This is a genomic window from Floccifex porci, assembly GCF_009696175.1.
Lineage (GTDB): Bacteria > Bacillota_I > Bacilli_A > Erysipelotrichales > Erysipelotrichaceae > Floccifex > Floccifex porci.
Genome location: NZ_VUMM01000015.1, coordinates 12833 through 27402, shown reverse-complemented (window position 1 = coordinate 27402; position 14570 = coordinate 12833). Strand labels below are relative to the sequence as shown.

15 protein-coding genes are annotated in these 14570 nt (G+C 32.8%); 10 read left to right on the top strand and 5 right to left on the bottom strand.

Features of this window, described 5'->3' with window-relative positions:
- Positions 1-12: 12 nt before the first annotated feature.
- Positions 13-483, bottom strand: a complete 471-nt coding sequence (locus tag FYJ50_RS07490) for a COG2426 family protein (RefSeq protein WP_154460660.1) — start codon at positions 481-483, stop codon at positions 13-15.
- Between the two features lie 91 nt (positions 484-574).
- Between FYJ50_RS07490 and FYJ50_RS07485 the strand changes: the two genes are divergently transcribed.
- Entirely contained in the window at positions 575-967 is a 393-nt protein-coding gene (locus FYJ50_RS07485) for a ribonuclease domain-containing protein (RefSeq protein ID WP_154460658.1), read from the top strand.
- A gap of 7 nt (positions 968-974) precedes the next feature.
- Entirely contained in the window at positions 975-1247 is a 273-nt protein-coding gene (locus FYJ50_RS07480) for a hypothetical protein (RefSeq protein WP_154460656.1), read from the top strand.
- Here FYJ50_RS07480 and FYJ50_RS07475 read toward each other — a convergent pair.
- Together FYJ50_RS07475 and FYJ50_RS07470 are read right to left on the bottom strand one after the other, a co-directional pair.
- The gene (locus tag FYJ50_RS07475; protein WP_154460654.1) at positions 1185-1781 is read right to left on the bottom strand and encodes a phosphatase PAP2 family protein; all 597 of its coding nucleotides are present in this window, start codon (positions 1779-1781) and stop codon (positions 1185-1187) included. The genes FYJ50_RS07480 and FYJ50_RS07475 overlap by 63 nt on opposite strands.
- A 67-nt stretch (positions 1782-1848) precedes the next feature.
- On the bottom strand, positions 1849-2745 hold the full coding sequence (locus tag FYJ50_RS07470; protein WP_154460652.1) for a class I mannose-6-phosphate isomerase: 897 nt from the start codon (positions 2743-2745) through the stop codon (positions 1849-1851).
- Positions 2746-2813: 68 nt separating this feature from the next.
- Here FYJ50_RS07470 and deoC point away from each other — a divergent pair, with 68 nt between their 5' ends.
- The 4 genes from deoC to FYJ50_RS07450 all read left to right on the top strand — a co-directional run bounded on the left by deoC (position 2814) and on the right by FYJ50_RS07450 (position 6625).
- Positions 2814-3539, top strand: coding sequence for a deoxyribose-phosphate aldolase (deoC, locus tag FYJ50_RS07465; RefSeq protein ID WP_154460650.1), 726 nt, complete (start codon positions 2814-2816; stop codon positions 3537-3539).
- Positions 3526-4857, top strand: a complete 1332-nt coding sequence (locus tag FYJ50_RS07460) for a transglutaminase-like domain-containing protein (protein ID WP_154460648.1) — start codon at positions 3526-3528, stop codon at positions 4855-4857. Before deoC ends, FYJ50_RS07460 begins: the two co-directional genes overlap by 14 nt.
- 188 nt (positions 4858-5045) lie before the next feature.
- Positions 5046-5228, top strand: a complete 183-nt coding sequence (locus FYJ50_RS07455; RefSeq protein ID WP_320859988.1) for a VOC family protein — start codon at positions 5046-5048, stop codon at positions 5226-5228.
- Complete coding sequence (locus FYJ50_RS07450; RefSeq protein WP_154460644.1) at positions 5228-6625, top strand: DEAD/DEAH box helicase; 1398 nt, start codon at positions 5228-5230, stop codon at positions 6623-6625. Before FYJ50_RS07455 ends, FYJ50_RS07450 begins: the two co-directional genes overlap by 1 nt.
- 14 nt (positions 6626-6639) lie before the next feature.
- Here the strand turns inward: FYJ50_RS07450 and FYJ50_RS07445 are convergent, their stop codons facing one another.
- Together FYJ50_RS07445 and yaaA are read right to left on the bottom strand one after the other, a co-directional pair.
- Complete coding sequence (locus FYJ50_RS07445; protein WP_154460642.1) at positions 6640-7029, bottom strand: Hsp20/alpha crystallin family protein; 390 nt, start codon at positions 7027-7029, stop codon at positions 6640-6642.
- 83 nt (positions 7030-7112) lie between these two features.
- Positions 7113-7820: a peroxide stress protein YaaA gene (yaaA, locus tag FYJ50_RS07440; protein WP_154460640.1), complete on the bottom strand. Its 708-nt coding sequence runs from the start codon at positions 7818-7820 to the stop codon at positions 7113-7115.
- 176 nt (positions 7821-7996) lie between these two features.
- On the opposite strand from yaaA, the gene FYJ50_RS07435 reads away from it, so the two are divergent.
- From FYJ50_RS07435 to thrS, 4 genes are all read left to right on the top strand, one after another.
- The gene (locus FYJ50_RS07435; RefSeq protein WP_154460639.1) at positions 7997-9709 is read left to right on the top strand and encodes an ammonium transporter; all 1713 of its coding nucleotides are present in this window, start codon (positions 7997-7999) and stop codon (positions 9707-9709) included.
- Positions 9710-9876: 167 nt separating this feature from the next.
- Complete coding sequence (locus tag FYJ50_RS07430) at positions 9877-11223, top strand: MBOAT family protein (RefSeq protein WP_205946473.1); 1347 nt, start codon at positions 9877-9879, stop codon at positions 11221-11223.
- An 8-nt stretch (positions 11224-11231) separates the two neighbouring features.
- Positions 11232-12536, top strand: a complete 1305-nt coding sequence (locus FYJ50_RS07425) for a DHHW family protein (protein WP_154460636.1) — start codon at positions 11232-11234, stop codon at positions 12534-12536.
- Between the two features lie 270 nt (positions 12537-12806).
- A complete protein-coding gene (gene thrS, locus FYJ50_RS07420) occupies positions 12807-14552 on the top strand; it encodes a threonine--tRNA ligase (RefSeq protein ID WP_154460634.1) in 1746 nt (581 codons plus the stop codon).
- Positions 14553-14570 lie beyond the last annotated feature (18 nt).

Below are 14570 nucleotides of genomic sequence, written 5' to 3'. Positions count from 1 at the left end.
AATATCTGGTTTTTAAAAGATAATTTCAAATAATCCATAGGAACTGACTGCCATAATGATTCCTGCCAGTAAGACACCGCCTAAAACCGAAAAAACAGTCTTTTTAAAATCCAGGTCTAAAATACTGGCTGCCAATGTTCCGGTCCATGCTCCTGTTCCTGGAATAGGAATTCCTACAAATAAGAATAAAGCATAGTATAAACCTCTTCCGGCCTTAGACTGCAGTTTTTGACCTCCCTTGTGTCCTTTTTTAATAAACCATTTGAATAAAGGACCAATATAAGGTTTGTCCTGTCCCCATTCCAATACTTTTCTTGCGAACAGGAAAATAAAAGGAACGGGAATCATGTTTCCAATGATGCAGATAATAAAAGTAGTCAGAACGGGTAAGTTATAAGCACCAACTCCAATGGGAATGGCTCCCCTTAATTCAACAATGGGAACCATTGATATAAGAAAAACAATAATATACTTTTTTAACATAATTTCTCCTTTAAACTCTATTAGTTTATCATATCTTTATAAAAAATACATTCAAATGTATGACTGTGGTATACTGAGTCTGGTGATTTATATGAAAAAAATTGTTAGTTTATTATTTAGTTTTTTATTATTGACAGCTTGTGGTACAATTTTGGACGAACAAGGATATTATACTTCAAAAGAAGATGTTGCCTTATATATTCATACTTATGATCATTTACCAGATAATTATGTTACCAAACAGGAGGCGATGGATGCTGGATGGGATGCTTCAAAAGGAAATTTATGGAATGTCTGTCCAGGAATGAGCATAGGAGGAGATACGTATTATAATTTTGAAGAATTGTTGCCAGAAGGAATCTATCATGAATGCGATATAGATTATGAAGGTGGTTATCGAAATGAGAAACGAATTGTATATGGAAATGATGGATCGATCTATTATACAGAAGATCATTATGAATCATTTGAACAGCTTTATTAGGTGAGTTATGAAATTAATATTTGATCAGAATACAAAAGAAGAAGCGTTATTTTATTTATCTCAACAGTTTTCTTTAAATTATATTTTGAATTTAGATTCTTTATATGATTATTTAAGTACTATAAAAGAACATTTTGAAATTTGGATTGAAAAAGAACCTTCAGAATTTAAAGGAATTCTAAAGGTCTTTAAAATGGCAGAATCAAATAATTCTTATTTATTTATAGATCAGATAGTATATCGATATTGCCAGGATACCCGAAGCGATGACATCCAGTAAAGAATGCTGTTTTAGAAATAAAGTGGATAAACAGATTAAAATACATAAGATGATACAGAATAGACGTATCATTTTTTTATGTTTAAATCCTTGATAATGACAGATCGCAATGGTTACACCTAAAGAATTATATACATGCATACTGGGAAATACATTGGTAGATGTATCATGAAGCTGCATATAATAAGTCAATGTTTCAAAAAGATTGGACGGATCTTTAATCGGGATACGAAAATTATCCAGTCCATTTGGAAAAAAAGTACAGATGATTAAAAAGATCGTCATACCTATGGAAATAAATTTAGCCATTTTTATAAAAGTATCATTGTCTTTTTTATAAAAATATAAATAAGTAATTCCAACATATACAAACCAGATTAAATAAGGAATGATAAATACAGGTAAAAAAGGTATTCGATCATCAATTGATAAATTGGTTGGAATAAAAAAAGACACATTCTTTTCCAGATATTGAAAATATAAAAACCAGACAATGAAAAATCCTAAATAAAATATCTTTTTCTGTTTTATCATATTGATCACCTGTACATAATTTAACAGATGAATTTAAATATATTGAATAAACAATCTTAAAAAAATATTAAATGTTACGAAAATAAGGATGACAGATGGCAATCATTACCTCAGCTTCTTGTTGAATCGTAATGGTTTCTTCTGGAAGAACCAGTATACTTTTTCCCTGATCAATTTTAATATGATTGACAATCAGAGTTCCTTTTAATACCGATATCGCACAGACAATAGTGGATTCATTTGTATAGGAATCTTTTAAAATGGTATGAACTAATGAAAATTCTCTATAATTTCCCTGTGAATGAACTGGAAAGTTTTTCTGGTCCACTTTTAGAGAAGGATTTAGATTTTCCAAAGCCTGTTGAATATGAAGTTCTCTTTTTTTATGAGTTATAGGATCTATGCGATCGTAATCGTATAGTCGATAAGTTATATTGGTGGACTGCTGAATTTCATAAATAAGAGAACCTTTAGTAAGGGCATGAACCATACCGGATCGAATATAAATCAGATCGTTTTCTTTGACATCGATTTTATCAACAAAATCAAAAGAATTGTTCTCGATATCTTTTTGAATATCTTCTTTTTTTGTCTGAGCATAGATCCAGTTTTGTTCAGGAGCCTCTATAAAATACCAGGCTTCACTTTTTCCATAAGGCAAAGATAATTTTTCTCTGGCATATTCGTCAGTGGGATGAATCTGAAAACTGACAGATTCTTTGCAGGAGTCAAAAGCAATAATTACCGGAAAACATTCACCTGATAATAAGCCGAAAAGTTCAGGATTAGAATCGGTTTTTTCTTTTAAAGTGGTACATTCGTTTTCATTTTTAATCTGACAATTAATAGAATCAATACCACTTACTGTATAGATGATTCCTGTATTTTTCTGATTGGAACCATATTCTAAAAGACGATGATCACCCCATAAAGGACAATAGAAAATAGGTTTAACTTCATACATATTTGAATACCTCTTTATTCATTATATCAAAAAGGTGATATAATGAATAAAGAAAATGGAGAAACTTTATGAAAAAGAAATTTACAATTGAACAATGCTGCAGGCTGATTGATCATACCAATGTTAAAGCCTATGCGACAAAAGAAGATATGAAAAAATTATGTGAAGAAGCTTTATCTTATCATTTTGCGATGGTTGCCATCAATTCAGGACAAACGGCTTACTGTCATGAAATATTGAAAGGAACAAGCATTCATACAGGAGCAGCTATTGGCTTTCCTTTAGGACAGACAAGTATTGAATCAAAAGTGTTTGAAACAAAAGATGCGATTGAAAATGGTGCAGATGAAATCGATTATCAGTTAAATATTACGGAAGTAAAATCAAAAAACTGGGAATACGTAAAAAAAGAAATGAAAGCCATTACAGATGTATCGCATCAGCATCATAAAATCTGTAAAGTAATTTTAGAAACGGCTTATTTAACAGATGAAGAAATAGTAAAAATTTGTGAAATCGCCAAAGAAGTCAAAATTGATTTTGTGAAAACTTCTACTGGTTTTGCGGATAAAGGTGCAACAATCGAAGCAATTGCTTTGATGAAACAGACTGTTGGAAACAGTGTCAATGTAAAGGCATCCGGAGGAATTCGAGATGCGAATACGTTTAAAGAAATGCTTTCTTATGGAGCCAGTCGAATAGGTACCAGTGCAGGAATAAAAATTATTGAACAGTTAAAAAAAGAAGCGATAGATGGATGCATTGAAATTGAGGTAAATTATGAAAATGAATAGTTTAAGAACACCTCTTCCTTACGATCTGGAATTATTAAAGGCAAATGGTCAGTTTGATCTGGTTAATGAAATGATTGATCAACGCTTAAAAAAAGACATTCCCGATGGATTGAAAGAAAGACTTTTACTGGAAAAAGAAGTTTTGAAAGAATATCCTAAATCCTTTATTTATACAAAAGAACAGGCTTTTTCATTGATTCAAAGTCATATTAAAGATTTTACAGAAGAAGAATTTGATACATTGTTTAAAGAGAATGCGTTTGAATTTATATTTATTCAAGGCATTATGATGTTTAAAGATGATATTTATGACAATTTAATTAAAGTTCATTCAAATTATCGAAATCGAAGTGACTGTAAAGAAAAAGAAGATGTTATTTTAGATTCTACGATTCAAAAATTAATGGATGAAAAAGAAATGAAAGTGAAGATTCATGTTAAAGTGTCATTAAAAGTAAAAGATCAGAAAGAAGGAAATCGAATTCGTGTATGGTTACCGATTCCGGTTGAATATGCACAAGTAGAAGATTTTAAAATTCTTTCTATGTCAGAAAAAGGAAGGGTAAATGACGAAAGTGTCAATCATCGTTCGGTTTATTTTGAATGTGAATATAAAAAAGATATGGAATTCTATGTGGAATATGAATTTGTGAATCATATGATCTATGAAGAGTTGGATCCATCAAAAGTTTATGACGATGGATATTCTTTATATCTGGATCAAAGAGAACCTCATTATGTATTTACCACATATTTAAAACAGCTATGTAATCAGATTGTTAAAGAAGAAACCAATCCGCTGTTAAAAGCAAAAAGAATTTATGATTATATAACCAGTCATGTGACGTATTCTTTTGTTCCAGCTTATATGACTTTACCATCCATTCCTGAATTTGCGGCTACCAGCTTAAAGGGAGATTGTGGGATTCAGGCCAGTCTTTTTATCACTTTGTGTCGAATTGCTCATATTCCGGCTCGATGGCAGGCGGGTTTGTATGCACATCCTAATATGATAGGAAACCATGACTGGGCACAATTTTATGTAGCTCCTTATGGATGGTTATATGCCGACTGTTCTTTTGGTGGAAGTGCGTATCGAAATCATAAGGATATAAAAAGAGAATTCTATTTTGGACATCTGGATCCTTATCGTATTCCAAGTGCAAGAGAAGTGCTTCAGCCATTGGTTCCAGATAAAAAATATATGCGAAAAGATCCGTATGATCATCAGACAGGAGAAGCAGAATATATCGATTGTCCAATTTCTCCAGAAGATATCGATACAAAACAGGAAATAATTGAAATTAAGGAGATATAATGACAATATTGGGGATACATCATATTTCTATGACGTCTAAATCAAATACAATATAAAAAAGCAATTAATTTTTATACAGGGTTAATGGAAATGGATGTTCTAAAACAATGGGAGAATGGAATTCTTTTAAAACTGAAAATATAAGGATCGAATTGTTTCTAAAAGATTAAAAACAATTGGGAAAAGGAGTGACCCGTCATTTTGCGTTTCTAGTGGAGGATTGCGATGAAATGATAAATCGAATAAAACAGGAAGGATATTCGATTCTTATGGAACCGAAAGATGTTTGTATAGGAAAAGATTATTTTGTTCGTGTGGGATTCTGTATCGGTCCCATTGGAGAAGAAATTGAGTTTTTTCAGGAGAAATGATGACTTTTAATAAATATATTCAGGATGAAACCATTTTAAAAACATTGGAAGCATTGGGGTATGAATTGATGCTTCCGGTTCAGAATCAGGTTATTCCTGTACTGAAACAAAAAAAAGACTGTATCATACAGTCAAAAACAGGAAGTGGAAAGACATTAAGCTTTGTGCTTCCTTTAATAGATTCTTTTGAAGTTGATAAGAAATCTGTACAGGCAATTGTATTGGCTCCTACACGAGAATTGGCTTTACAGATCAAAGAAGAATTTGATCGAATGGGTCGTTTAAAGAAAATCAAAGCATTGTGTATAACTGGAAAACAGTCTTACCAGGATCAGGTTCTGGATCTGAAACAAAGAGTGCATGTATGTATTGGGACTCCAGGAAGGTTATTGGATCATATTGAAAATGGAAATTTAAATGTTGAATCGGTTAATTATCTGATTCTGGATGAAGCCGATGAAATGTTAAACAAAGATTTTATCGAAGATATTTATAAAATCATATCCTATCTTCCAGAAGATATCTGCAGTGCTATTTTTAGTGCCACTTATCCTTTAAAAATTAAAGAAATAGCTAAAGATCTATTAAAAGATCCTGTATTTATTCAAATTGAACAGGAAAAAAATAAGATTGAAGAAACTTTTTATTCGGTTTTAGAAAAGGAAAAGAATATTAAACTGTGTCAATGTTTATCCTGTATACTTCCTGAATCTTGTATTGTGTTCTGTAGAACGCAGAATCGATGTGAAGAAGTGTATGAATTATTGAAATCGTATCAGGTGAATTGTCAAAGACTTCATGCAGGTTTAATACAGGAAAAGCGTTTTGAAATCATGAAAGATTTTAAAGAAGGTAAAATTCGAATTCTGATTTCTACAGATGTATGTTCCAGAGGAATTGATATACAGAAAGTGGATTGTATCATCAATTATGATATGCCAGATACTTCTTTTTCTTATATTCATCGCATTGGAAGAAGTGCTAGAGTCAATGAATCTGGAAAAGCTATAACTTTTATCAGTGAAATGGATCAGGAAAAGAAATTAAAATTACAGGAAGAATTATCGATCCTTATTGAATGTAAAGATCTGGATGGAAATATAGATTTATCTTCTTTATCAAAAAGAGCTCGATATAATTCAAAAAAAGATTCAGATTTGATTAAAAATATCACAAAAATTTATATAAATGCAGGAAAATCAAAAAAAATTCGTGCAAAAGATATATTAGGGGCTTTATGTCAGATTGATGGAATCACATTTGAAGATATAGGAATCATTCAGATTCACAATCATCAAAGCTATGTAGACATTTTAAATGGAAAAGGAAATTTAGTGATTCAATCATTAAAAACAATTAAAAATAAAAAAATAAAGGTAGAAATCGCAAAAGAGTAAGGTCAATTTAGACCTTACTCAATGTTGATCAATTGTCTGCCTTGTTTTTCTTTCTGTTTTTCAGTTGGTAAAGTGATGATCAATTCTCCATTATCAAATGAAGCTTTTATGTCTTGTGGAATGATGGCTTCTCCTACATAAAAACTTCTTGAATACGTTCCACTGAAACGTTCCTGACGAATGATTTTACCTTCCAGATTCTTTTCGATATTTCTGGATGCAGAAATCTTTAATGTTCCTTCTTTTAATTCAATACGAATGTCTTCTTTTTTAAAACCAGGTACTTCTATATTTAAAATATAATATCCGTCTTTTTCATGAATATCGGTTTTTAAAACATCACTTCGGCTATATGTATTTTCAAAAAGATCGTTTTCAAACAGTTGATAAGGGTTATATCTCATAAAAATTCCTCCTAGAATTAGCACTCTAATTCTTTATCTGCTAATATGATACCACAAAAAATAGCACTGTCAATATATAAGTGCTAATTTCTTTTAAATACATATAAACATTCATTGCTCATTTCTGGAGCATATGTATAATCAAATTCATTAAATTCTTTAATCTTTTCTATGTTCTCAATCTGATTGACAGCTATAAAACGCACCATAGCCCCTCTTGCCATTTTTGCATAGACTCCTTTTTCAACATATTTTTCTTTATGTTTTTCCACAAATCGAACATCAATCAGTTTTTTGTATTTACGAATGCATTTTGCGTATTCTTCACTAGCCAGATTTAAAATGATGGGATCTTTGATCTCATTTGCGAGATTGTCTTTCCAGAAATCGTATAGACGAAATGGAATTTTTGCCTGCATTTCCAGTCGATAACAGCGAATTTCATCCAATGGTTTTAATAAACCATACAATGCCGACAAAATATAAAGATGATCCTGAAGGAAAGACAATTCTTGATCATCAAAAATCTGAGCATGCATATATTGGTATTGAATGCCTGCATAGGTGAGTAAAGCAGGTGAAGTTTCCTGTTGTCCAAAAGTCTGATAGAGTTCATAAGCCTGTAAGGCTAAAGAATCTGAACATTTTAAGTGATTTTTTAAGGATTCATAATTTAAATTTTGAATGTGATGGACAAGTTCGTTTGTTTTATCCAGAAATACAGGAGCACTCATCTTCAGGTTTAAGTCAACCGGTTTCATCTGTTTAGCAGGAGATATTATTATTTTCATGATAGAATTATATCATAAACCGCAATGAAAACGATTACATTATAATTATGAAAATTTTTACAAAAAAATGTTGACAGAGTGAATAAGTGGTTGTAAAATTCGAGCATAAATAAAAGCAAAGGAGCTTTGAACAGAAATGTTTGAAGCTCCCTTTTTTTATTTGAGGAGGAAAAGATATGGAAGAAATTTTGAGTCAAGTATTTGGGATCTGGTTTCTGATTGGGGCTGCATTAGTCTTCTTTATGCAAGCTGGATTCGCAATGGTGGAGGCCGGATTTACTCGAGCTAAAAATGCCGGAAACATCATTATGAAGAACTTAATGGACTTTTGTCTGGGAACAGTTGCTTTTCTGATTTTAGGTTACAGTCTATTATGTGGGCAGGACGTTGCAGGTTTTATTGGATGGGGAGAAGCACCATTGTTTAACTTTGCGGGAACCGATTGGTCAAGCTTAGTATTTAACCTGGTGTTCTGTGCCACAGCAGCTACAATTGTATCCGGAGCTATGGCAGAGCGTACAAAATTCATTTCTTATTGTATTTATAGTTTTGTGATCAGTTTGATTGTATATCCAATTGAAGCACACTGGATCTGGGGAGGTGGATGGCTTGCTCAGATTGGATTCCATGATTTTGCGGGAAGTGCAGCGATTCACTTTGTTGGTGGGTTAACGGCTTTAATTGGAGCTAAGATGTTAGGACCTCGTATTGGAAAATTTGATAAAGAAGGAAAACCACATGGGATTCCAGGTCATAATATTACATTAGGTGCATTAGGATGTTTTATCTTATGGTTTGGATGGTATGGATTTAATGGGGCTGCGGCTACAAATTCTGTTCAGTTATCTACAATTTTTGCGACAACTACAATTGCTCCTGCAGTTGCGACTGTAACATGTATGATCTTTACTTGGATCAAATATGGAAAACCGGATGTTTCAATGTGTTTGAACGCATCCTTGGCTGGTTTGGTTTGTGTAACAGCTGGATGTGATTACATCAATGCTTTTGGAGCTGTAATTGAAGGTGTTGTTTCAGGTTTGGCTGTAATCTTTGGTGTCTGGCTGTTAGATTATAAATTAAAAATAGATGATCCAGTTGGAGCAGTAGCCGTTCATATGTTCAATGGTATTTTAGGAACATTGATGACTGGATTGTTAGCTTGTGGTACAGATACTAGTGGATATGAAGTATTAGGTTTATTCTATGGTGGAGGAATTCATTTCTTCCTGATCCAATGTTTAGGTATTTTAGCCGTTGGAGCATGGACAGCTATTACAATGTTTATCACATTTAAAATTATTGATAAAACAATTGGTTTGCGTGTTTCTGCACACGAAGAAATTGTTGGTTTGGATATTATGGAACATGGATTGGAATCAAGTTATGCAGGATTCTCAATTTCAAATGATTTTACAAGTTTATTAGAAGATGATAGTTTTGACTTATCGGATATTGATTATGAAATTCCGGAAGATTCTTTACAGCCAGCTGTGGATGTAAACGATGCAGTGCCTGTTTATTCAGGATATGGAGACATGAATAAAGTTGAAATTATTACTCGTTTAGAAAAATTTGATGCTTTAAAGCGCTCATTGGATGCGATTGGTATTGGTGGAATGACAGTTACACAAGTATCGGGTTGTGGTGTTCAGAAAGGACAGGAGCAGTTCTATCGTGGGGCCAAAGTAAACATGGAACTGAGACCTAAGATCAAAGTGGATGTTGTTGTGAGTGAAATTCCAGTTGAAAAAGTTGTTAAAGCAGCCAAGAAAGCTTTATATACAGGAAATATTGGTGACGGCAAGATTTTCGTATACCGAGTTGAAAACGTTTATCGTATTTCAAGCTCAGCAACTGGTCCTGACGCTTTAAAGTATTCCAAATAGTGTGAATATTGTATCCTTTTGGGAGAAGAGGTTTGAAAAAGCCTCTTTTCTTTTTGTTTAAATATTATATAATTCGAATAGAGAGAAGGATAAAAAGTATGGTATTTTCAAGTTTGTTTTTTCTGTTTGTATTTCTGATATGTAATCTAATCGTTTATTTTTTTAATGTGAAATATCGAAATATCATTTTACTTGCATTTTCTTTAATTTTCTATTCCTGGGGAGGACCTAGATATTTAATATTGCTGATTGGAGATACTTTTATTAGCTGGATTTTTGCGTTATTGATGGAAAAATATCCAAAATATAAGAAAATATTTCTGATCCTTGATCTGGTTTTTATGTTAAGTGTTTTAGGTATATTCAAGTATCTGGGATTTATTCTAACAAATATTCAGCATATATTTCATGTTCCAAAAGAGATTGTGCAAATTGTTCTTCCGATTGGAATTTCTTTTTATACTTTTCAGCTGATATCTTATGATGTTGATGTATATAAAGAAAAAGTAAAAGCTCAGCCAGTATTCTGGAAATTACTGCTGTATTCTTCTCTATTTCATCAATGCATTGCTGGGCCTATTGTTCGATATGAAACGGTCGCAAATGAAATTGATCATCGAAAAGTAAATCTGAATGATGTTTATTATGGAATAAGGCGTTTTAGTATTGGCTTAGCAAAAAAGGCAGTTCTTGCCAATTCATGTGCTTCCATTGCGGATACTCTATTGCCTTCAGGTACGCAGGCTTTGCATGCTCAATCGACATTGGGTCTGTGGGCAGGTGTTATCATGTATACATTACAGATTTACCTGGATTTTAGTGCCTATTCGGATATGGCAATCGGTATGGGACGCATGGTTGGCTTCCACTATCTTGAAAATTTTAATTATCCTTATGTTGCTTGTTCTGTACAGGATTTCTGGAGGAGATGGCATATATCTTTAAGTACTTTTTTTAGAGATTATGTATATATTCCATTAGGAGGAAATCGTGTGTCCAAAAGAAAAACGATACGTAATTTAGCGATTGTATGGTTTTTAACCGGTTTATGGCATGGGGCAAGCTGGAATTATATTTTCTGGGGTCTGTATTATCTGGCTTTCTTATTGATGGAACGATATGTCTACAAAGATAAAATCAAAAAAGGATGGAGTCATATATATACGCTGTTGGTGGTTGTAGTGGGATGGACAATATTCAGGTTTGAAAATTTATCCGAACTGAAAACAGTTTTATGTGGAATGATTGGTATTAATACAGGTGGATTTGTGAATCTGGCTTGTATCACACAATTAAAAACAAATTTGTTTCTGATTTTATTTTCTATGATAGCATGCACAAATCTGGGTAATATGATGCATAATGCTTTAACGCATTTATCAAAAACTGGAAATCAATTCTTCTTCTATTTTTATAATATAATCGATACTTTAACAGTACCTGTATTATTGTTTTTATCATTCTTGGCTTTAATTGGAAATAATTATAATCCATTCTTATATTTTCAATTTTAGGAGGATTTATGAAAAAGTGGACAAAAGTACAAAGACAGAAAATACAGATTTTTAGGCTTATAACCGTAGGAATCTTTATTCTATTTCTTTCAATTGGTTTTATGCTGGGAAATATATGGTTTTTAAGACCGGATAAAAGCGAAGTTGAAAAAAGAGAATTGACTTCTTTTCCAACCTTTACTTTTTCTACCTTTATGGATGGAACTTATTTTTCGGATATATCCACATGGTATTCTGATACTTTTGTTGGAAGAGATACATTTATTGCGATGAATCAGTCTTTAAAGCAAAAATATGGCATTCACTCTGGAGAAATGATGGTAGGAACTTTGACACAATCAGATGAAATTCCAGAAGACTCAAGTCAGAAAAAAATTAAAAAGGATCCAGTTGTTCCTGATCAGAATACATTACAGGCCGAAGTAACGGATAAAATTATGGAGGGGCTGTATATTGAAGATGGAGCTGCTTATGGCGGGTATTCTTTTTCTCAGGAGGCAGCTGATACTTATATCGATGCTCTTGAAAAAGGAGCTGAAAAATTAGATGGAATCACCAATGTTTATTCATTGTTGATTCCAAACAATTCAGGTGTGATTTTAGATGATGAAACTTGTGCTAAACTGGGTGGATCTAATCAGGGACAAGCAATCGAATATTATTTTAATTCTTATGATAAAGTAACTGGAATTGAAATTTATGATACTTTGAAAAAACATAACGATGAATATTTATATTTTAGAACGGATCATCACTGGACACAGCAAGGAGCTTATTATGCATATAAATCGTACTGTAAACTGAAAGGATTTAAAGCAGAAAAAATATCGGATCTTCCTTCTTATACCTTTACTCCGTTTTTAGGTACTTATTATAATGAGCTGCAATTACCAGAGATGGCAGCCAATCCGGATACAGTCTATGCTTATGCACCTAAATCCACTAATGATATGCTTTATGATGACGGAAGTGGAAATTTGATTCCGTGGAAAGTGATTCAAGATGTATCCACATGGAATGAGGGAAGTGGCTATTATTGTTTTGTGGCAGGTGATAAGCCTTATGCGGAAATTGACAATCCTGAAATTGAAGATGGAACAAGCTGTGTAGTTATAAAAGAATCGTATGGAAACTGTTTTATTCCATTTTTAGTGGATCATTATGACAAAGTGTACTATATGGATTTTCGATATACAAATTATAATATTGTTGACTTTTGTAAAGAACATAATGTAACAGATTTGATTGTTGAAAATAATATTCAGATTATTGGAAGCGGTGATGTTGCTTCTCGATTTTATGAATTGCTTTAATTTATTTTTGACTTGTTTAAACATTCGATTTATAATCAAGATAACGATTGTGATAAGGATATGAACATAATTCTTTTAATGTAGAGAGAAGAACGGCTGGTGAAAGTTCTTTGCGAAAAATTATGTTTACTCCCTTTGAATTGCCCTTGAAAAAGTGTGCCGTATTCTTGCGTTAAAAGATTTGAGAGCTCCGTATGGAGAACAAAGGTGGTACCGCGTACGACAGACGTCCTTTGATGTCTGTCTTTTTTTATGTAAAGGAGGATAATTATGGAACTAGTGAATATTTTAGAAGATGAACATTTATCAACATTGAATCATTCTTGTGCACATATGATGGCCCAGGCGGTTCGTCATTTGTATCCGAATGCGAAATTCTGGGTTGGACCAGTGGTTGCGGAAGGATTTTATTATGATATGGATCTTGGAGATGTATCTTTAAAAGATGAAGATTTACTAAAAATCGAAAAAGAAATGAAGAAGATTGCCAAAGATGGAAAACGTATTGTTCGAAAAGAAATTTCAAAAGAAGAAGCATTGGAAATGTTTGGTGACGATGAATATAAAGTAGATCTGATCAATCGTCTGGAAGAGGGAACGATTTCCTGCTACAGCCAGGGGGATTTTACAGATTTATGTAGAGGTCCTCATGTTGAATCGGTCAAAATGTGTAAAAACTTTAAATTATTAAAACATTCTGGAGCTTACTGGAAAGGGGACTCCAATAATAAAATGCTTCAAAGAGTGTATGGTATCTGTTTTGATACAAAAGAGCAGCTGGAAGCACATTTAGAGGCGTTAGAAGAAGCAAAGAAAAGAGATCACAAAAAATTAGGAAAAGAAATGGAATTGTTCATGTTAAGTGAATATGCTCCAGGAATGCCAATCATGCTTCCTAATGGAATGATTTTCAGAAACATTCTGGAACAGTTCTGGTATCAGGAACATACAAAAGAAGGATATCAGTTTATCAAAACACCAATCATTGCTTCAAGAGAATTGTGGGAAATTTCTGGACATTGGGATCATTATCAGCAGAATATGTATACGACAAAAGTGGACGATCGTGATTTTGCCATTAAACCAATGAATTGTCCGGGAGCTTTGCTTGTTTACAATAACTCTTTACATTCTTATAAAGATTTACCACTTAGAATTGGTGAACTGGGACAGGTTCATCGTCATGAAGCCAGTGGAGCATTGAATGGATTATTCCGAGTTCGTACTTTTACACAGGATGATGCACATATTTTTGTGACACCGGATCAATTGGAAGAAGAAGTAAAGAAAGTATTAATGCTGATTGATCGTATCTATTCTGTATTTGGATTGAGTTATACAGTTGAATTATCAACACGTCCTGAAAGTGGATACATTGGTTCATTAGAAATCTGGGAACAGTCTGAAAAAGCACTGGCAAATGCTTGTGTGCATGCTGGAAAAGAATATGTCGTTAATCCTGGGGATGGTGCATTCTATGGACCAAAACTGGATATTCATATTAAAGATAGTTTAGGTAGAGACTGGCAATGTGGAACGGTACAGCTGGATATGAATTTACCACAACGCTTTGAGTGTACATATGTTGACAGTGAAGGTAAAAAACAGATTCCAATTATGCTTCACCGTGTTATTTATGGTTCCATTGAAAGATTTATGGGAATTTTAATTGAACATTTCGCAGGTCATTTCCCATTATGGCTATCACCAGTTCAGTTTGATGTCATTCCTGTTCATGTTGAAAAGCATTTAGATTATGCCAAAGAAATTGTATCTTTATTAGAAAAAGCAGGAATGCGTGTTCAATTGGATGACCGTAATGAAAAATTAGGTTATCGAGTTCGTGAAGCACAAATTAAAAAGATTCCATATCAGATTGTAGTGGGAGAAAAAGATATGGAAAATCATACTGTTACAATTCGTAAGTCGGGTTCAAAAGAACAGGTGACTTTAGATGTAGATCAGGCTGTTGAAAACTTCAAATTAGAAGTTGAAACAAAGGCGTTATTTAAATAGAGACTTGAATCATTCAAG

Bases quoted from the DNA above. Each gene is read 5' to 3' on its own strand.
- FYJ50_RS07475 (WP_154460654.1), bottom strand. From the start codon at position 1,781: ATGATAAAACAGAAAAAGATATTTTATTTAGGATTTTTCATTGTCTGG.
- FYJ50_RS07435 (WP_154460639.1), top strand. From the start codon at position 7,997: ATGGAAGAAATTTTGAGTCAAGTATTTGGGATCTGGTTTCTGATTGGG.
- thrS (WP_154460634.1), top strand. From the start codon at position 12,807: ATGGAACTAGTGAATATTTTAGAAGATGAACATTTATCAACATTGAAT.
- FYJ50_RS07460 (WP_154460648.1), top strand. From the start codon at position 3,526: ATGAAAATGAATAGTTTAAGAACACCTCTTCCTTACGATCTGGAATTA.
- FYJ50_RS07480 (WP_154460656.1), top strand. From the start codon at position 975: ATGAAATTAATATTTGATCAGAATACAAAAGAAGAAGCGTTATTTTAT.
- FYJ50_RS07485 (WP_154460658.1), top strand. From the start codon at position 575: ATGAAAAAAATTGTTAGTTTATTATTTAGTTTTTTATTATTGACAGCT.
- FYJ50_RS07470 (WP_154460652.1), bottom strand. From the start codon at position 2,745: ATGTATGAAGTTAAACCTATTTTCTATTGTCCTTTATGGGGTGATCAT.
- yaaA (WP_154460640.1), bottom strand. From the start codon at position 7,820: ATGAAAATAATAATATCTCCTGCTAAACAGATGAAACCGGTTGACTTA.
- deoC (WP_154460650.1), top strand. From the start codon at position 2,814: ATGAAAAAGAAATTTACAATTGAACAATGCTGCAGGCTGATTGATCAT.
- FYJ50_RS07490 (WP_154460660.1), bottom strand. From the start codon at position 483: ATGTTAAAAAAGTATATTATTGTTTTTCTTATATCAATGGTTCCCATT.
- FYJ50_RS07450 (WP_154460644.1), top strand. From the start codon at position 5,228: ATGACTTTTAATAAATATATTCAGGATGAAACCATTTTAAAAACATTG.
- FYJ50_RS07425 (WP_154460636.1), top strand. From the start codon at position 11,232: ATGAAAAAGTGGACAAAAGTACAAAGACAGAAAATACAGATTTTTAGG.
- FYJ50_RS07445 (WP_154460642.1), bottom strand. From the start codon at position 7,029: ATGAGATATAACCCTTATCAACTGTTTGAAAACGATCTTTTTGAAAAT.